Source organism: Kaistia granuli DSM 23481 (assembly GCF_000380505.1).
Taxonomy (GTDB): Bacteria; Pseudomonadota; Alphaproteobacteria; order Rhizobiales; family Kaistiaceae; genus Kaistia; species Kaistia granuli.
In genome coordinates this window covers 160,187-178,922 of the sequence record NZ_AQYH01000019.1, presented here as the reverse complement: position 1 = coordinate 178,922, position 18,736 = coordinate 160,187, and the positions used below count along the sequence as shown (strand labels likewise).

16 protein-coding genes are annotated in these 18,736 nt (G+C 66.5%); 11 read left to right on the top strand and 5 right to left on the bottom strand.

The genetic code is table 11. The features are described from left to right. Positions 1-188: 188 nt before the first annotated feature. From map to G342_RS0121330, 3 genes are all read left to right on the top strand, one after another. Positions 189-1,022 carry a type I methionyl aminopeptidase gene (map, locus tag G342_RS0121340; protein ID WP_018185211.1) on the top strand — a complete coding sequence of 278 codons (834 nt, stop codon included), beginning with the start codon at positions 189-191 and terminating at the stop codon, positions 1,020-1,022. Beyond that, complete coding sequence (gene radC, locus G342_RS0121335; RefSeq protein ID WP_018185210.1) at positions 1,019-1,720, top strand: RadC family protein; 702 nt, start codon at positions 1,019-1,021, stop codon at positions 1,718-1,720. Before map ends, radC begins: the two co-directional genes overlap by 4 nt. 263 nt (positions 1,721-1,983) lie before the next feature. After that, a complete protein-coding gene (locus G342_RS0121330) occupies positions 1,984-2,709 on the top strand; it encodes a GGDEF domain-containing protein (RefSeq protein WP_026304675.1) in 726 nt (241 codons plus the stop codon). 40 nt (positions 2,710-2,749) lie between these two features. Here G342_RS0121330 and G342_RS24920 read toward each other — a convergent pair whose 3' ends face one another. After that, positions 2,750-4,219, bottom strand: coding sequence for an MFS transporter (locus G342_RS24920; protein ID WP_018185208.1), 1,470 nt, complete (start codon positions 4,217-4,219; stop codon positions 2,750-2,752). A 300-nt stretch (positions 4,220-4,519) separates the two neighbouring features. On the opposite strand from G342_RS24920, the gene G342_RS0121320 reads away from it, so the two are divergent. The 7 genes from G342_RS0121320 to acuI all read left to right on the top strand — a co-directional run bounded on the left by G342_RS0121320 (position 4,520) and on the right by acuI (position 11,818). Continuing rightward, on the top strand, positions 4,520-5,470 hold the full coding sequence (locus G342_RS0121320) for a metal ABC transporter substrate-binding protein (protein ID WP_018185207.1): 951 nt from the start codon (positions 4,520-4,522) through the stop codon (positions 5,468-5,470). Then, positions 5,467-6,342 carry a manganese/iron ABC transporter ATP-binding protein gene (locus G342_RS0121315; RefSeq protein WP_018185206.1) on the top strand — a complete coding sequence of 292 codons (876 nt, stop codon included), beginning with the start codon at positions 5,467-5,469 and terminating at the stop codon, positions 6,340-6,342. The genes G342_RS0121320 and G342_RS0121315 overlap by 4 nt, the downstream gene beginning before the upstream one ends. Then, complete coding sequence (locus tag G342_RS0121310; protein ID WP_018185205.1) at positions 6,339-7,199, top strand: metal ABC transporter permease; 861 nt, start codon at positions 6,339-6,341, stop codon at positions 7,197-7,199. Before G342_RS0121315 ends, G342_RS0121310 begins: the two co-directional genes overlap by 4 nt. Next, positions 7,196-8,041 carry a metal ABC transporter permease gene (locus tag G342_RS0121305; protein WP_018185204.1) on the top strand — a complete coding sequence of 282 codons (846 nt, stop codon included), beginning with the start codon at positions 7,196-7,198 and terminating at the stop codon, positions 8,039-8,041. Before G342_RS0121310 ends, G342_RS0121305 begins: the two co-directional genes overlap by 4 nt. A gap of 197 nt (positions 8,042-8,238) precedes the next feature. Beyond that, positions 8,239-9,282, top strand: a complete 1,044-nt coding sequence (locus G342_RS0121300; RefSeq protein WP_051094415.1) for a patatin-like phospholipase family protein — start codon at positions 8,239-8,241, stop codon at positions 9,280-9,282. 2 nt (positions 9,283-9,284) lie between these two features. Further along, positions 9,285-10,733 carry a GntP family permease gene (locus G342_RS0121295; RefSeq protein WP_018185202.1) on the top strand — a complete coding sequence of 483 codons (1,449 nt, stop codon included), beginning with the start codon at positions 9,285-9,287 and terminating at the stop codon, positions 10,731-10,733. A 98-nt stretch (positions 10,734-10,831) separates the two neighbouring features. Continuing rightward, entirely contained in the window at positions 10,832-11,818 is a 987-nt protein-coding gene (gene acuI / locus G342_RS0121290) for an acrylyl-CoA reductase (NADPH) (RefSeq protein ID WP_018185201.1), read from the top strand. A gap of 36 nt (positions 11,819-11,854) precedes the next feature. On the opposite strand, the gene G342_RS24915 is transcribed toward acuI, so the two are convergent. The 3 genes from G342_RS24915 to G342_RS0121275 form a co-directional block, all read right to left on the bottom strand. After that, on the bottom strand, positions 11,855-13,528 hold the full coding sequence (locus tag G342_RS24915) for a L,D-transpeptidase family protein (RefSeq protein ID WP_018185200.1): 1,674 nt from the start codon (positions 13,526-13,528) through the stop codon (positions 11,855-11,857). Then, complete coding sequence (locus G342_RS0121280; RefSeq protein ID WP_018185199.1) at positions 13,509-14,468, bottom strand: amino acid ABC transporter substrate-binding protein; 960 nt, start codon at positions 14,466-14,468, stop codon at positions 13,509-13,511. The genes G342_RS24915 and G342_RS0121280 overlap by 20 nt, the downstream gene beginning before the upstream one ends. Before the next feature lie 238 nt (positions 14,469-14,706). After that, a complete protein-coding gene (locus tag G342_RS0121275) occupies positions 14,707-15,564 on the bottom strand; it encodes a class I SAM-dependent methyltransferase (RefSeq protein WP_425402251.1) in 858 nt (285 codons plus the stop codon). A 455-nt stretch (positions 15,565-16,019) separates the two neighbouring features. Here G342_RS0121275 and G342_RS0121270 point away from each other — a divergent pair, with 455 nt between their 5' ends. Beyond that, entirely contained in the window at positions 16,020-17,000 is a 981-nt protein-coding gene (locus tag G342_RS0121270; RefSeq protein WP_018185197.1) for an AraC family transcriptional regulator, read from the top strand. 107 nt (positions 17,001-17,107) lie between these two features. Here the strand turns inward: G342_RS0121270 and G342_RS0121265 are convergent, their stop codons facing one another. Continuing rightward, complete coding sequence (locus G342_RS0121265; RefSeq protein ID WP_026304673.1) at positions 17,108-18,730, bottom strand: GMC family oxidoreductase; 1,623 nt, start codon at positions 18,728-18,730, stop codon at positions 17,108-17,110. Positions 18,731-18,736 lie beyond the last annotated feature (6 nt).

Sequence of the window (18,736 nt, the reverse complement as noted above, 5' to 3'; positions counted from 1 at the left end):
GCCCGGCGATCGGTTCCGGCTTCGGTGGGGCCTCGCTGGCGGGGCGGCCGAAGCGCGCAAGCGAGGCTCCGCGATGCGAAAACTCTTGTAACTCGCCGCCCGATACGCCAGATCGAGGGCAATCCTTCAATATCAGACTTGTTCCCGGGGCCGCAGAATGGTGTGCTGACGGGGCACGGAGTTCCCAGATGGTCACCTACATCGATGCCGATGCCACCCCGCTGAAGAACACGGGGCAGATCCGCCTCTATGGCAAGGAGGCCTTCGCCGCCATGCACCGCGCCGGCCAGCTGGCGGCGGCCTGCCTCGACGGGCTCGCCGACATCGTCAAGCCGGGCGTCCCCACCGACGAGATCGACCGCTACGTCTACGAATTCGGCGCCGCCCATGGCGCGCTGCCGGCGACGCTGGGCTATCGCGGCTACACCAAGTCGACCTGCACCTCGATCAATCACGTCGTCTGCCACGGCATTCCCGACGACAAGCCGCTCAAGGACGGCGACATCGTCAATGTCGACGTCACCTACATCGTCGACGGCTGGTATGGCGATTCGAGCCGGATGTACCTAGTCGGCGACGTCAAGCGGGCCGCCGTGCGCCTGGTCGAGGTCACCTATGAATCGCTGATGCGCGGCATCGCCGCCGTGAAGCCCGGCGCCACCACCGGCGACATCGGCTACGCGATCCAGTCCTATGCAGAAGCTGAGCGCTGCAGCGTCGTGCGCGATTTCTGCGGCCACGGCGTCGGCAAGGTCTTCCACGACACGCCGAACATCCTCCACTACGGCAATCCCGGCGAAGGCGTCGAGCTGCGCCCCGGCATGATCTTCACCATCGAGCCGATGATCAATCTCGGCCGGCCGCATGTGAAGGTGCTGCGCGACGGCTGGACGGCGGTCACCCGCGACCGCTCGCTTTCGGCCCAGTTCGAGCACACGGTCGGCGTCACCGAGACCGGCTGCGAGATCTTCACCCTGTCGCCGCGCGGCTATGGCTGCCCGCCCTACCCCACAGGGGCATGAGCGGGTTTTCCGACAATCCTCAGGACGAGCCCCATTTCCTGGGGCATCGGGAGCGGCTGAAGGCGCGCTTCCGCGACAAGGGCGCAGACAGCGTCGCCGACTACGAACTGCTGGAACTGATCCTGTTCCAGGTGGTGCCGCGTCGCGACACCAAGCCGATCGCCAAGGCGTTGCTCGCCCGCTTCGGCACGTTTTCGGACGTGCTGGCCGCGCCCGAGGCCCGGCTCACCGAGGTTCCAGGCGTCGGCGCCTCGGTCGCCACCCATCTGAAGCTCGTGCACGCCGCCGCGACGCGATATGCCCGCGGCGCCGTGCGCCAGCGCCCTCTCCTCGGCTCCTGGAGCGCGGTGATCGACTATTGCCGAGCCGCCATGGCCTATGAGGAGAAGGAGCAGTTCCGCATCCTCTTCCTCGACCGCAAGAACGTGCTGATCGCCGACGAGGTGCAGCAGGTCGGCACCGTCGACCACACGCCGGTCTATCCGCGCGAGGTGGTGAAGCGGGCGCTCGAGCTCTCCGCCACCGCCATCGTGCTGGCGCACAACCACCCGTCCGGCGATCCGACGCCGTCGCGCGCCGACATCGAGATGACCAAGACGATCGTCGAGATCGCCGGTCCCCTCGGCATCGCCGTGCACGACCACATCATCGTCGGCCGGCAAGGTCATGCGAGCTTCCGCGGCCTCAAGCTGATCTGAGCGGAAACGGGATGGCCGACCTCGATCGGCGCCGCATCCTTTCCGATCCATGGCCGCCAGAGGGCCGACAATCCGCCATTGCGCTGCACTCGCGAGGCGTGCATAGGGGGGCGGTCCACAGACGACATAACGACTCAGGGTAGCAGGAATTTTATCTTACGCCTGCAGATTGATCAGCGTCGCCCTTTCATCGGGCGCTGACGGAGGTCCCGGAGCGTTGCCGCCGCGCCATTGGCGCCTCCCTTCCGAATTGAATCGTGATGATGAAGTTTCCGTCCGCCTACGTCGTCAAACGCACCCTGCTGGTATCGTTGGTCGCCGCCGCCATCTCGATCTCCGTATCGACGGGCTTTCGATGGATGGTCGGCGCCAAGGCGGACTTGATCACCATCGTCGTTCGGTTCCTGCTGCCCTTCGTGATCGCCATCCCGCTTGGCGGCTTCCTGTTCTCCAGGATGGAGTCGTTGGACAAGTCCTATCGGGCGCTTCTGAAGAAGGCGCATGAACTCGGCAAGCGCGCCAATACCGACCCCCTGACCGGCCTTCTCAATCGAACCAGCTTCATCGAGCAGTTCGAACTCGCCACCGCGCATCAGATCAAGGGCTACTTTCTTCTGATCGACGTCGACTTTCTGAAGGCCATCAACGACCAGCACGGCCACCCGATTGGCGATGAAGCGATCATTGCAACCGCCAAGGCGCTGGAGGCAGCGCTTGGCGATGCCAGTCTTATCGCCCGGATCGGCGGGGATGAATTCTGCGCGTTCGTGACGCCTGCCGAGAAGGCATCGCCGAACGACATGGCGCAGGCGATCAACGCCCATGCCGAGGCTGAATTCGCCAAGGCTGTGCCCGACAGCGACGTCCGGCTGAGCGTCAGCTGCGGCGTCATCCGGTGCAAGACGAACCAGACCTTCCGCGACGCGCTGGGGAATGCCGACGCGCTGCTCTACCAGAAGAAGAACCAACGCGTCGCGAGCGTAGCCTAGATCGAAAGGCCATCGGCCGAAGCGATCGGCCAACGCGCGATCATGCCGGGCTGCCGCCAGACGCATCCCCAACGTCGGGCGCGTGACGCGCCTCGAGGCTCTTGGCTCCACCCAGTTCCTCGACGAGCACGGCGGTGACCAGCGCACCGGCGAGGCTGACTACCGCGACCAGAACGAGCACCGCCGACAGACCGTACTCCGCCTTCACCACCGGCAGGAAAAAGGCGCCGAGCGCCGCGCCAACCTTGGCCGCGGCGGAAGCAAAGCCCGAGCCGGCGCCGCGCAGCTGCGTCGGAAAGAGCTCGGCCGGCAGCGCAAAGGTCGTCGAATGCGGCCCCACATTCATGGCGAGGTTGAACAGGATGAAGCCGGCGAAAATGGCAGCAACCGCCGGATGGGCCGGACCGCTCGACCAAAGCGCGGCGACGAGAACCAGCATGCCGATGGTCATGCCGAGGAAGCCAAGGACCTGCGGGCGCAGATGGCCATAGCGCGGGATGACCCAAAAGGCCGCGAGGAAGCCGACCACCAGGAAGACGTCGATCAGCGACGTGCCACGGATGTCTGAAAAGTCGGCGGCGACAACGCCGCTGCGCGCCGAGCTGAAATGCAGATCGGCGAGCAGCATGGGCGTGAACAGGCCGATGCCGTAGGAGGCGATGTCCATCAGGAACCAGGGCACGCAGGCAAGTGCCGTGCGGCGCCGGTAGGCGGAGCCGAACAGCGCCGCGATGCCGCGCTTCTTCACTTCCTCGGGCGTTTTGGCAACCAGATGCACAGCGCCAGCCGACGCGTCGCCGAGAGCTGCGAGTTGCGCCCGGTCGGCTGTGATCACCGCGCCGATCGCGTCCGCCGCGGCACGATTGCGGCCCTGGCCCATCAGCCAGCGCGGGCTCTCCCGCATGGCGAGGCGCCCGAGAAGGAAAAGCAGCGGCAACGCCACCAGCATCGCCATGAAGCCGCGCCAGGCATAGGCGGCATCGACGAAGCCGAGGATGGCCGCCGTCAGCGCGGCCGCTACCATGAAGCCGACGGCCTGGAAGGTGATCGTGGCAACCATGACCCGGCTGCGCGCCGCCGCCGGCATCCATTCGGCGACGTAGCTGCTCGACACGGGATAGTCGATGCCGACCCCGACGCCAAACACGAAGAGGCCGAACGCCAGCAGGGTCGCGTCGCCGGCGAACGCGGCAATCAGGGCGCCAACGATCATCACGACGGTATCGATCAGCATCAGCGGCTTGCGGCCGAAACGATCGGCGAGCGCCCCGCCGAGCGCCGCGCCCGGCACCGCGCCGGCAAGCAGCGCCGCGCCAAGGAGGCCCTGCATGGCTGCATCGATGGCAAAGCTCTGGACGAGGAGCGGCATGGCGACGCCGAGGGTGAACACCGAAACGCCGCCGAGCATGGTGCCGCCCGTCGACAGCAGGAAGATCCAGTAATGCGGCCATCCCATCGGCGCGCGATCCAGCATCGCCAGCATGGCCTGTTGCTGCGGCGTCTGCTGCATATTTCCATCCCCCATGGGCCGCGCGGATTCACACTGGCAACCGGCCCCACCTTTGTCGCCATGTCCGGGATTCGCAAGTGTGTCGAACCAGTCTTATGAGCGCCCGCGCCGGTCCGTCCCGCCCTACCCAGAGTGAAGCCCCGGCCGGCGGCGGCAGCGCCGCCGAACGTCCAGGGCGAGAATGCCGGATCAGCCGAGCCCGTCGCTGCGTCAATCTTTTTGCGAATGAGTTGCAATTGCGTTTTTGACATGCAAACCTGAGTGCGAGTAATTTGCAATTGCAGCATCAGGGATTGAAACATGTTCGACCGCATGCGCCGCCGCCTCCTCTTCGCCCTCACCGGACTACTGGCGGCGACCGCCCTTTCGGCAGCGACGCTGCCGGGCCTCGCGCAGGCGGCCGAGGACGAGGCGAAGCCCTTCAAGGCCGTCACCACCTTCACCATCATTGCCGACATGGCGCAGAACGTCGCCGGTGACGTCGCGATCGTTGAATCGATCACCAAGCCCGGCGCCGAGATCCACAACTACCAGCCGACACCCGGCGACATCGTCAAGGCGCAGGACGCGCAGCTGATCCTCTGGAACGGTCTCGGCCTGGAGCTCTGGTTCGAGAAATTCTTCGCCAATCTCGACGGCGTGCCGCAGGCGACGATCTCGACCGGCGTCGAGCCGATCGGCATCTCCGAGGGCCCCTATTCCGGCAAGCCCAACCCGCATGCCTGGATGTCGCCCACCGCCGCCCGCCTCTATGTCGACAACATCCGCGACGCCTTCGTCGCCAACGACCCCGCCAACGCCGCGACCTACAAGGCGAACGCCGAGGCCTACAAGGCAAAGATCGAGGCCACCGTCGCGCCGATCCGCGACGCGCTCGCCGCCATCCCCGAGGAGAAGCGCTGGCTCGTCTCGAGCGAAGGCGCCTTCTCCTATCTCGCCCGCGATTTCGGCCTGAAGGAGCTCTATCTCTGGCCGATCAACGCCGACCAGCAGGGCACGCCCAAGCAGGTGCGCAAGGTGATCGATGCGGTGCGCGCCAACAACATCCCCGTCGTCTTCAGCGAAAGCACGATCTCGGCCAATCCGGCCCAGCAGGTGGCGCGAGAGACCGGAGCCGCCTATGGCGGCGTGCTCTATGTCGACAGCCTCTCCGAGGCGGACGGCCCGGTACCGACCTATCTCGACCTGCTGCGCGTCACATCCGAGACGATCGCCAAGGGAATTTCGCAGCAAGAGGCGAGCGCCGAATGAACGCTCCCCTATCCGCCAAACCGGGACAGGGGGCCGATGGCATCCAGGTCAGCGGCGCCACCGTCACCTATCGCAACGGCCACACGGCGCTGCGCGACGCCAGCTTCGCGATCCCGACCGGCACCATCACGGCGCTGGTCGGCGTCAACGGCAGCGGCAAGTCGACCCTGTTCAAGGCGATCATGGGCTTCGTCCGCGTCTCGCGCGGCGCGATCACCATCCTCGGCCAGCCGGTCGAGACAGCGTTGAAGCAGAACCTCGTCGCCTATGTGCCGCAGAGCGAGGACGTCGACTGGAACTTCCCCGTCCTGGTCGAGGACGTCGTCATGATGGGGCGCTACGGCCACATGAACATGATGCGCATCCCACGCGCCCGCGACCATGAGGCGGTGGCAGAGGCGCTGGAGCGCGTCGGCATGACCGCCATGCGCAAGCGCCAGATCGGCGAATTATCCGGCGGGCAGAGGAAGCGCGTCTTCCTCGCCCGCGCGCTCGCACAGGACGGCCGCGTCATCCTGCTCGACGAGCCCTTCACCGGCGTCGACGTGCAGACGGAAGCGGCGATCATCGAGCTGTTGCGGGCCTTGCGCGACGAGGGCCGCGTCATGCTGGTATCGACCCACAATCTCGGCAGCGTGCCGGAATTCTGCGACCGCGCCGTGCTCCTGAACCGCACGGTGCTGGCGCATGGCCCGACGCGCGAGACCTTCACCCGCGCCAATCTGGAAAAGACCTTCGGTGGCGTGCTGCGCCATGTCGTGCTCGACGCCGATCTCGCCGGCGGCTCGATCGACATCCTGACCGACGACGAGAGCCCGCTGCTGCTTCCCGAGAAGGCGCCCGCCCCTACGCCCACGGAGCCGCGGCCATGACCGAAACGCTCCTCGAGCCATTTGGCTACAACTACATGGTCAACGCCATGTGGGTCAGCGCGCTGGTCGGCGGCGTCTGCGCCTTCCTCTCGGCCTATCTGATGCTGAAGGGCTGGTCGCTGATCGGTGACGCGCTCTCGCATTCGATCGTACCCGGCGTCGCCGGCGCCTACATGCTGGGCCTGCCGTTCTCGATCGGCGCCTTCTTCTCCGGCGGCCTTGCCGCCGCCGCCATGCTTTTCCTGAACCAGCGCACCAAGCTGAAGGAAGACGCGATCATCGGCCTGATCTTCACCGGCTTCTTCGGCCTCGGCCTGTTCATGGTGTCGCTGTCGCCGACCGCCGTGAACATCCAGACCATCGTGCTCGGCAACATCCTCGCCATCACGCCGGAAGACACGCTGCAGCTCGCAATCATCGGCTTCGTCTCGCTCGCCATCCTGCTGGTCAAATGGAAGGACCTGATGGTCACCTTCTTCGACGAGAGCCACGCCCGCTCGATCGGCCTGAACCCGACGGCACTGAAAATCCTGTTCTTCACGCTGCTTTCGGCCTGCACGGTGGCGGCGCTGCAGACAGTCGGCGCCTTCCTGGTCATCGCCATGGTGGTGACGCCCGGCGCCACGGCCTATCTGCTCACCGACCGCTTCCCGCGCCTGCTCCTGATCAGCGTCGCGGTCGGGGCACTTACCAGCTTCGTCGGCGCCTATCTCTCCTATTTCCTAGACGGCGCCACCGGCGGCATCATCGTCGTGCTGCAGACGCTCATCTTCCTTGGCGCCTTTGTTTTCGCCCCCAAGCATGGCCTGCTCGCCGCCCGCCGCCGCGCCGCCGAGGCCCTGGAGCCGGCACCATGATCGACACGCTGCTGCAGCCGTTCCAGTTCGCGTTCATGCAGAACGCGCTCATCATTTCGGTGCTGGTCGCCGTGCCGACGGCGCTACTTTCCTGCTACCTCGTGCTCAAGGGCTGGTCGCTGATGGGCGACGCCATCTCGCATGCCGTGCTGCCGGGTGTGGTCCTCGCCTATATCGTCGGCCTGCCGCTCGCGGTCGGCGCCTTCGTCGCCGGCATGGGCTGCGCGCTCGCCAGCGGCTATCTGAAGGAGAACAGCCGCATCAAGCAGGACACCGTGATGGGCATCGTCTTCTCCGGCATGTTCGGCCTCGGCATCGTGCTCTACACCAAGATCGAGACCGACGTGCATCTCGACCACATCCTGTTCGGCGACATCCTCGGCGTCGGCTGGCGCGACATCCTGGAGAGCGGCATCATTGCCCTCCTGATCACCGGCATCATCGCGGTTAAATGGCGCGATCTTCTGCTGCACGCCTTCGATCCGGTCCAGGCGCGCGTCGTCGGCCTGCCGGTGCGGCTGTTGCATTACGGCCTGCTGGCGATCCTGTCGCTCGCCATTGTCGGCGCACTGAAGGCGGTCGGCATCATTCTCGCCATCGCCATGCTGGTCTCGCCCGGCGCCATCGCCTTCCTGCTCACGAAGAAGTTCAGCGCCATGCTGGGGCTGGCGACCGCCATCGCTGTCGGCTGCTCGCTCGGCGGCGTCTATCTGAGCTTCTTCCTCGACAGCGCCCCCGCGCCGACCATCGTGCTGCTGATGACGATTGCCTTCGTCGTCGCCTTCCTCGTCTCGACCCGCCGCGCCGCCCGCATCGAGATGGAGGCGACCCGCCAATCCTGAGGCATCGGCATCGCCAAGCGCCCTTGCCGAACCGAGCCCGTCGCTACGGCACGCCTCTTGCTACGGTCATGCGGAGCGTCTCACAAACTTGATCTTGGGACGCTACGCTGACGTCGGGGGACGCTGTGCTCTTGGCAGGACGCGTGGCTCTGATATCGGCAAGGGCGGGCGATCGGGCCCGGTCACGGGAGACGGACATGCCAGCAGCCAGATCCGGACGGCAGGTGAGCGAAACACGCCTGATCGACCTCGCCTTGCAGGGTGGCGGCGCGCATGGCGCCTTCACCTGGGGCGTTCTCGACCGGCTGCTCGAGGAGCCCTGGCTGAAGATCGAGGCGGTCTCGGGCACCTCGGCCGGCGCCATGAACGCCGTGGTGATGATTTCGGGCTTCGCTATCGACGGCGCCGAGGGTGCGCGGCTGGCGCTGCAGGATTTCTGGGAGCGCGTCGCCAAGGCAGGCACGATGAGCCCGCTTCAGCGCAACCCGATCGACAAGGTGATGGGCAACTGGTCGCTCGACAGTTCGCCCGCCTTCCTCGCCATGGATCTGATGGCACGGATGTTCTCGCCCTACGACCTCAACCCGATGGGCTACAATCCGCTGACCGATATCCTGGCCGAGAGCGTCGATTTCGACCGCCTCGCCAAGGCGCCGATCAAGATCTTCGTCACGGCGACGAATGTCCGCACCGGGCGCGGCCGCATCTTCCGCAACAAGGAGATCACGCCCGACGTCCTGCTCGCCTCGGCCTGCCTGCCGACCATGTTCCAGGCGGTCGAGATCGACGGCGATCCCTATTGGGACGGCGGCTATGTCGGCAACCCGACGATCACGCCGCTGGTGCGCGAGAGCGACGCGCTCGACACCATCCTCGTCCAGATCAACCCGCGCGAACGACCGGGCACGCCGCGCACGGCGTCGGAAATCCTGAACCGGCTCAACGAGATATCCTTCAATGCTGCCCTGATGAAGGAACTGCGCATGATCGCGTTGATGCGCGAGATGGCGACGCCGGCGACGCCCGAAGGCGCGCGCTGGGCCGGCATGCGCACCCATCGGATCATGACCGAGATGATGACCGATCTCGGCCATTCCTCGAAGCTCAACGCCGAATGGGCCTTCCTCACCATGCTGCGCGACGAGGGCCGGCGCGCGGCGGGCGAATTCCTCGACGACCATGGCGACGATATCGGCAAGCGCTCCAGCGCCGATCTCGACGTCCTGCTGCAGGAGTGCTGAGCATGGGACTGCTTGGCATCATCCTCGGCCTCGCCCTCCTCGTCGGCCTCGCCTTTCGCGGCTGGACCGTGCTGCTGCTCGCGCCGCTCGCCGCCCTCGTCGCGGCGCTGTTCTCGGGCGAACCGCTGCTTGCCCACTGGACGCAGACCTTCATGGGAAGCGCCGCGCAGTTCCTAGCGCAGTTCTTCCCGCTCTTCCTGCTCGGCGCGCTGTTCGGCAAGCTGATGGAGGACAGCGGCTCCGTCACCGTCATAGCCGACGCGATGATCCAGAAGCTCGGCCAGCGCCGCGCCGTGCTCGCGGTGGTGCTCGCCGGCGCCATCGTCACCTTTGGCGGCGTGAGCCTGTTCGTCGCCTTCTTCGTGCTGGCACCGATGGCAGCCCAGGTGTTTCGTGCCGCGAACGTGCCGCGCCGGCTGATGCCGGCGGCGATCGCGCTCGGCACCTCGACCTTCACCATGTCGGCCTTTCCCGGCACGCCCTCGATCCAGAACGCGATCCCGATGCCGTTCTTCGGCACCACGCCCTTCGCAGCCCCCGGCCTCGGCATCATCGCCTCGATCATCATGCTGGTCTTCGGCATGGCCTGGCTCGGCCGCGTCGAGGCCGCGGCCCGCAAGGCCGGTGAAGGCTTTGGCGGCACGACGACGGTCACTGCCGCCAGCAAGGAGGACGGCCTGCGCGAACGGGCGGCGACCGCGCACGAATTCGACACCGCCGAGCTTTCGCGCGGCGAACACAGCAGCTCGGCCCCGTCGCTCTTCCTCGCAGCGCTGCCGCTCGTCGTCGTCATCCTCGTCAACATGGCGATGTCGCTGGTGATCCTGCCGCGGCTCGACCTCGCCTTCCTGGCCGAGCCGCGCTTCGGCGAGACCTCGCTCGCCGGCGTCGGCGGCGTCTGGGCCGTGATCACGGCGCTTGCCAGCGCCATTGTCGTCGCGCTGGCGATCAATTTCCGCCGCCTGCCGGCCGTGCGCGCCACGATCGATGCCGGCGCCAACGCATCGGTGCTGCCGGTGCTCAGCGTCGCGAGCCTCGTCGGCTTTGGCGCGGTGGTGGCGGCGATGCCGGCCTTCCAGATCGTCAGCGACTGGGTACTCGGCATAGGCGGCGGACCGCTCGTCTCGCTCGCCGCCGCGACCAACATCCTCGCCGCCCTGACCGGCTCGGCCTCCGGCGGCCTCACCATCGCGCTCGACGCGCTCGGGCCCACCTATCTGGAGCGCGCCGCCGCCATCGGCATGGACCCGGCCCTGCTCCACCGCGTCGCCGTGATGGCGTCGGGCACCCTCGACAGCCTGCCGCACAACGGCGCAGTGGTGACACTGCTCGCCGTCTGCGGCGTCAGCCACCGCGAGGGCTATCGCGACATCGTCATGGTCGGCATCGTCGGCGCGATGATCGCCCTCGTCGCGGTCATCCTGCTCGGCGGCCTGTTCGGCTCGTTCTGAAGGCAGAATAGCCAAGGCAACCTTATCATAGACTTCTTGCGAGAATGGTGGGCAGACGCCATCTGGATGCCATAGGCAATCATCGATCGGAATGAACTATGGCATTCAAGGCCTTGTGGGCGACGAAACCGGACGACGCGGTCAAGGTGGAACTCGTCGATCTCGAGACGGATGCGCTGATGGCTGGCGACGTCACCGTCGCCGTCGACTATTCGACCGTCAACTACAAGGACGGCCTCGCTGTCACCGGCGCCGCGCCGATCATCCAGACCTTCCCGCTCGTCCCCGGCATCGATTTCTCCGGCCGGGTCGAGACGTCGTCCCATCCCGACTTCAAGCCAGGCGACCGCGTCGTCCTGAACGGCTTCGAGCTCAGCATGAGCCATCAGGGCGGCTACGCACAAAAGGCCCGCGTTCCCGGGGAATGGCTGGTGAAGCTGCCCGACGCGATCTCCAACCGCGACGCCATGGCGATCGGCACGGCCGGCTATACGGCGATGCTGTCGATCCTGGCGCTTGAGCATGGCGGCGTCACACCGGATCGCGGCGCCATCCTCGTCACCGGCGCCTCGGGCGGCGTCGGCTCGATCTCGATCGCGCTTCTGTCGAAGCTCGGCTACCGGGTCATCGCCTCGACGGGCCGTCCCGAGGGCGCCGATTATCTGAAGCGGCTCGGCGCGGCGGAGATCATCGACAGGGCGACGCTGTCCGCGCCGGGCGCGCCGTTGGGACCCGAACGCTGGGCCGGCGCCGTCGACAGCGCCGGCGGCCGGACCCTGGTCAACGTGCTGGCGCAGACGCAATATCGCGGCACGGTGGCGGCCTGCGGCCTCGCCGACAGCCTCGACCTGCCCGGCTCGATGGTGCCCTTCATCCGACGCAACATCACGCTGGCCGGCATCGACTCCGTCAACGCGCCGCAATCCGTGCGGAGTACCGCCTGGCAGCGCCTCGCCACGGATCTGGACCTCGCCAAGCTCGGGCAAACGGTCGAAGAAATCGGCCTCGCCGAGGTACCCGCCGTGGCTGCCGCGATCCTGCAGGGCAAGGTGCGCGGCCGCACGCTGGTCGACGTCAACCGATAGAGCCAACCCATCGGCGGGTCGCGAAAGCGGCCTGCCTCACCAGGCGAGCGCCTTGCCGTCCAGCGCGGCGAGCAGCTTGGCGTCCTGCTTGTAGATGTCCTTGCGGAAATTGACGCCATTCTCGTCGACCCAGGCGGTCAGATAGGTGAGATGGATCGGCAGCGGTTCGTTGAGCTTGACGACGGTGTTCTTGTCCGTCGCCACGGTCTGGTTGATCCGATCGCGGTTCCAGCCGGAAACGCCGCCGGCGACCAGCACCTGCTCGGCCAGATCGAGCGGCTGGCTCACCCGGATGCAGCCATGGCTGAAGGCGCGCTCGCTACGGGCGAACAGGCTGCGCGACGGCGTATCGTGCAGATAGACGCTATGCTCGTTCGGGAACATGAACTTGACCCGCCCGAGCGCGTTCTTCGGGCCCGGCTGCTGGCGCAGCTGGAACGGGAAATTGCCCGGCCCGTAATTCGACCAGTTGATCGAGCGGAGATCGAAGACATCCTTCCCGCGCACGGCCTCGAACCCCTGCGCCGCGAGGCCGCCGGGATTGCTGCGCAGCTTGCCCAGCTCCTCCTTGACCGCGATGCCGGCCGGCACCGTCCAATAGGGGTTCAGCTCGATATAGCGGACCATGTCGCTGAAGACGGGCGTGCGGCTATAGGGCTTGCCGACGACGACCGACATGCGCTGCTCGGTCTCGCCGTCCTTGACGCGGCGCAGGTCGAAGCCGGCGATGTTGACCATCAGATATTGCTGGCCGAGATCGCGCGGCATCCAGCGCCAGCGCTCCATCGCCAGCACGATTTCCTGGACCCGGTCCTCGACCGGAACATTCATGGCGACCAGCACCGCCGGACCGACGACGCCGTCGACATCGAGCCCGTGCCGGGCCTGGAACCGCTCGACTGCCGCCACCAGATCGGGATCATAGGTGTCGGCACCACTCGGGCCCTCCGGATCGGCGGCATCCGTCACCGCCAGGCGGGCGCGGATGTACGCGACGCGCGGATCTGTCATGCCGGGCTTCAGCGGCGGCCCCAGCGGTACCAGATCCCAGCCGCCCTCAGCCTCGAATTCGCGATACTGCGCCAGAGCGCCCCGGAGCGAAGCGTAGTAGCTGCTGCTCGGCTGCCAGCTCTCGAAGAAGTCGTCGAGGCTGTCCGCCGTGGCGACTGCCTGCAGCGCCGCCCCCTGGTCGAGCGAGCGCGCCTTCAGAAAGAAGTTCGGGTCGACCTTGCTCGGCAGGAAGCGGCCGACGGAGAGGTCGGCGGTGTATTCGAGGAAGGCGGCGGAGAAATAGAGCTCGATCAGCGCCAGGCCGCGAACGTCCTTGAAATCCGTCTCCTGCAGCAGCGAGAGCAGCTGGCCGGTCGGGTAATCGTCCGGCCGCAATCCGTCCGCGGCGGCGCCGTCGAGGGCCGCCACCAATTGCTCGGGCCGGTCGTCGCGAAGCCAAAGCAGCTCGCCGCCCTGCTCCTCGTAATAGGCGCGCAGGATATCGCGGCGCTGCTGGATCGGCAGCGGCAGCCGCTCCCCTTTCGCCAGCAGGTCGATCGCATTGATGCGGATGATCGCCAGGCTGCGTTGCAGTTCCTGCACGGTCGCCGCCCGGGCCATCGGCGGCGCGACGACGGCCGTCGTGAACACGAGAAAAGCGCCGGCCAGAAGCCGGACGGAATGACGGGAGAGGGCGAAGCTACTGAAGGGGCGGCGCATAGAGAATTCCGCCTTGCGTCCAGAGTGCGTTGATGCCACGGGCGAGTTGCATTGGCGTTTCCTCGCCGAGATTGCGCTCGAAGATCTCGCCGGAATTACCGACGCCGCCAATCACCTTGGCAAGCCAGTCATCCGGCAGGCCGAGCAGCGGCCCGCTCGACGCGCCGAGCCGCTTCGCCTCGGTGGCCTGGCCGGTGGCGACGTTCGATTGGTTCAAACCGCTCTCCTCGGCCTCGATCAACCCGAACAACACCCAGCGGACCAGATTGACCCACTTCGCGTCGTCGTCGCGCACGACGGGGCCGAGCGGCTCCTTCGAGATGACGTCGTTGAGGATCATGTGGCCGTCGGGCTTCGGCAAGTCGGCCCGCTCCCCGGCCAGCGCCGAGCGATCAGCGGTATAGGCGTCGCATTGTCCGTCGGCATAGGCCTTGCGCGCATCCTGCCGCTCGGCGAAGGGCAGGAACGACACTTTGAGGCCAGCCTTGTCGAAATAGGCGGCGGCGTTGTCCTGCGTCGTCGTTCCGCTGACGACGCAGATGGTGGCGCCGTTCAGCTGCAGCGGGCTGGTCGCGCCGTAGAGCGCGGGCACCATGAAGCCCTGGCCGTCGAAATAGCTGACGCCGACGAATTCCAGCCCCTGCCCGGCGTCACGCGACAGCGTCCAGGTGCTGTTGCGCGCCAGGAGATCGACCTTCTTGTCCGCGAGCGCCTTGAAGCGATCGGTGGCCGATAGCGGCACGTAGTCGACTTTGGCGGCGTCGCCGATAACGGCGAGCGCGACGGCTTGGCAGAAATCGACGTCGAAGCCGCGCCATGTGCCGGCTGCGTCCTTCTCGGAAAAGCCGCCGAGCCCCTCGCTGACACCGCAGACGACCGTGCCGCGCGCCTTGACGTCTTCGAGTGTGCCGGCCCTGGCGCCCGTCGTGGCGAGAAGCATCAGGGAACATACCGTGGCGCGCGCCATCCAGCGCGCAGCGGGATTTCGTATCATCTTGTCCCCGTCCGGGTCGTTTCGTATCGGCAGTCGCGCCATGATTGCATCGACGGTGGCTGCCAACAAGCCGGTTCGCAACCGGATGCCACCATCCCCAACGCGAAAAGGCGGCGCCGCAACCTTCGGGCCGCGACGCCGCCGTCTCAGGGATCGGAGTTGGCGGGATCGTCCCGCCGCACTCTCAACGCCTCGTGATAACGATCTCGAGATATTCCGACGGCACCACCAGCGTGCCGTCCTCGGCCTTGTTGAAGCGCGCGATCAAGGCGGCGATGTCCTCGGCCAGCGCCTGCTTCCCCGCATCTTCCAGCGCGCCGAAGGCCTTCAGCGTCGGCCCGTAGAAGCGGCGGAAGACATCGAGAAAATGCGACGTCGAGCGATAGCGGAAGGTGAACATCCGCGGCTCGACGGCGATCGCCCGCGCCCCGGCGCCGAACATCTCGTCGATCCGGGCACGCGTGCCCCAGAGTGCCGGCGACTTCGCACCGGGCGGCGGCGGCACATGCTTGCCGATCGTCTTGAACATCTGGCCGATGAAACCATCCGGCGTCCAGTTGGCCATGCCGATCTTGCCGCCGGAGCGGCAGACCCGCAGAAGTTCCTCGGCGGCGCGGTCGTGATCGGCGGTGAACATGACGCCGAAGGTGGACATCACCGCGTCGAAGGCGCCGTCCGGGAACGGCAGGTTCTCCGCGTCGGCATGGCGGAAGGTAACATCGAGCCCCTCCGCCTCGGCGCGCTTGCGACCTAGCGCCAGCAAGGCGTCGACATAATCGGTCGAGGTGACCTCGCACCAGCGCCGCGCGGCGGCGAGCGTGGCGTTGCCGTTGCCGGCGGCGACATCGAGCACCGTCTGGCCGGAACGAAGATCCATCGCCTCCGCCAGCCTTTCGCCGACGATCTGCAACGTCGTGCCGACGACGGCATAGTCGCCGGCCGACCAGGTCGCCTGCTGTCGCGCCTTCAGGGCGCCGAGATCGGGGTTTGCCATGACGGCGGCCGGCGCCGCCATTTCGCTTCCAGTCGTGGTCATTGTCATGCTCGTCTCCTAGACGGTTCTGCGCACGCGGCGCGTTGTCGAGAGTTCAAGCGGCCGCGTAAGCGGTCGTGACGGGGATGCGAAGCGCGGCCTGTGCCGTCGGCGGACCGGCGGTCACGGAACGATCGGCTGCGTTATCAGGCACCGATGAGCGGAAGCGAACGTCCTGTTCGCTGCCCGGGACCATGCCAACCCGACTGAGGCTGCTCACGCCTTGCCGCGCGGATCTGCCCGACACGATGTCCCTGAGGCGGCGCATTGGGTACCGCGATTGCCGTTGCAGCAGAATGATCGATCCGCCGGATTTCTTGCCCGAGCGTCCAGACCTGCTATGGTTTTGACAGAACGTCCCGAGCGCTGCCCGGATACAGGCAAGCCGGCGCTGCTGCCGCCCGACGTTCCAGTTCATGCCCGCGACTGGAAATTGGCCGCATACGGCGATCACGGGTTCGCGCATGAGTACGGATGTACTTTCGGACGTTCTTTCCGCCGTGCATCTGACCGGCGCGGTCTTCTTCGACGTCAGCGCCCGCGCGCCCTGGGTGGCGGAAGCGCCGCCGAGCCAGCGGATCGCCAGGGACGTGGCCCCGGGCTCGCAGCACACGATCGAGTATCACGTCGTCACGCGCGGCTCGTGCTGGATCTCGATCGTCGATCGCGGCGATTTCGAACCGGTCGAGCTCGGCGAAGGCGACATCGCCGTCATGCCGCATGGCGATCCGCATGCGCTGTCGAGCCGGCCCGGCATGCGGGCCGAGCCCGAATGGAGCATCTTCCAGCGCCCGCAGGACGCCAATTTGCTGCCCTTCCGCCTGAATACCGGCGGCGACGGCCCGGCCGACACCCATCTGGTATGCGGCTTCTTCAGCTGCGACGCCCGGCCGTTCAATCCGCTGCTCGCCTCGCTGCCGCGCTTCATGCGGCTCGGCCGGACGGCGAACACGCCGGAGGGCCTGCTGGACCAGTTCATCCGCCTCGCGACCGCCGAGGCCGGCAACAAGCGGGCGGGCAGCCAGAGCATCCTGAACCGGCTGTCGGAGCTGATGTTCGTCGAGGTGGTGCGCCAGCACATGGACCAGCTCGGCGGCGACCATACCGGCTGGCTGGCCGGGCTGCGCGATCCGCTGGTCGGGCGCGCGCTGGCGCAGCTGCACGCCCACCCTGCCCGCGCCTGGACGCTGGAGGATCTCGCCTCCGAGGCGGGCGCCTCGCGCTCGGCGCTAGCCGAACGCTTCGCCCAACTCGTCGGCTATCCGCCGATCCAGTATCTGACGCAATGGCGCATGCAGATCGCCGCCCGGCGGCTAACGGATCGCGGCGTCAAGGTGGCCGCGGTGGCACAGGAGATCGGCTACGATTCCGAAGCCGCCTTCAGCCGCGCCTTCAAGAAATTCGTCGGCCAATCGCCGAGCGAATGGCGCTCGTCCCCCGGCTGAACCGTCTCGCACTGATTTTCGAGGAAATCGGCGATGAAGAGACTTTTCCCACCGGCTCGCGAACTTGGGCATCCGCATCCCGTCGAGTGCCCGGAATCGTGCGCCATTCAGTTTCGGTCGAGGATGAAGTCGGCACAGCGGTCGCCTAGCATCATGGCGGGCGCGTTTGTGTTGCCGGCATTGATGTTTGGCACTGCGGACATGTCGCAAACGCGCAAGCTTTCGACGCCGCGAACCCGCATGCGCGCGTCGAGCACGGCCATCGGATCGCCATCCGCGCCCATCTTGCAGGTGCCAGCCGGGTGGTAGTTGGTCTTGACGAAGCGCTTGCAATGCTCCCGGATCGCGTCGTCGTCGGGATCGGGCGCCGCAGGCAGGGCGATCCGTTCGATGCGGCTGGCCAGCGGATCGGTCCGGAACGCGCGCAGGAAGAAGCGTTGGCCCGCCATCATCTGGCGCATGTCTTCCTCGTCCTTGAGAAGGTTTGGGGAGACCAGCGGCATGGCGGCCGGATCGGCCGAGCGCAACTTGACGGTGCCGCGTGATTTCGGCTTCACCACGACCGTGGTGATGGTCAGGCCATAAGTATCCTTCATGGACTTGCGGGTGTCGCGATCGAGATAGACGATCGGGACACAGAAGGCCTGGATGGTGGGCGGCGCGTCGCGATCGAGTGGATTGACGAAGGCGCCGGCCTCGACGCCAGCGGAGGTGACGGGGCCACTGCCGAACAGCTTGAACTGGATGCCGTTCATCAGCATCCTCCAGCCGACACCCTGGTTGAAATAGCCGTATCGGCCATTGGTCGTGCTGGTGATCGGCACTTCCGGATGGTCAATGAGGTTGGAGCCAACGCCGGGCAGATCGGCGACGCATTCGATGCCGTGCTCGGCCAGATGATCGGCCGAGCCGATGCCCGAAAGCATCAGCAGCTTGGGGGTGACCAGGGCGCCGGAACTGACGATGACTTCGCCATCGGCATGGACGACATGCTCGACGCCGTCCTTGCGGTAGACCACGCCGACGGCCCTGCCGTTCTCGATCAGGATGCGCTGCACCTCGGCGTTGAGGCGGACGGTCAGACGCGCATCGTCCTTGAGCGGCTCGATGAATGCATAGGCGGCGCTACTGCGCTTTCCGGCCCGATTCATGAACTGGTAGAAGCCGACGCCGCGCTGGGCCGGACCGTTGAAATCGGAATTGAAGGGTTCGTCGAGCGCCTGCACAGCCTGGACGAACCAGCGCGACAGTTCATTGATGTGACCGGGATCGGAGACGAGCAGCGGACCATCCGCGCCATGCGCAGCGTTGTGCAACCGATTGTTGCCCTCCATGCCCCGGAAATGCTTCAGGACCGCGTTCCAGCTCCAGTCGGCGCCGTCATTGTTGCCGCGCAGGACGGCATCCCATTCGTCATAATCGGCCGCGCGACCGCGAATGTAGACCTGCGCGTTCACCGACGATCCGCCGCCCAGCACGTTGCCCTGCGGAATATCATGCGCCCGGCCGTCCAGGTGCTCCTGCGGCACGGTCGTGTGATATTTCATATACTTGCTGCCGTTGATCATCTTGAAGATGCCAGGCGGCATGTCGAGCAGAGGGTGATGGTGCGAAAAGCCCGCCTCAAGCAGGAGCACGCGATGGTTCCCCTTGGTAACCAATTGCGCCGCGGCCACGCATCCCGAGGATCCGCCACCGACAACGATATAATCAAACGCCTCCCGAGCCACTTCCCG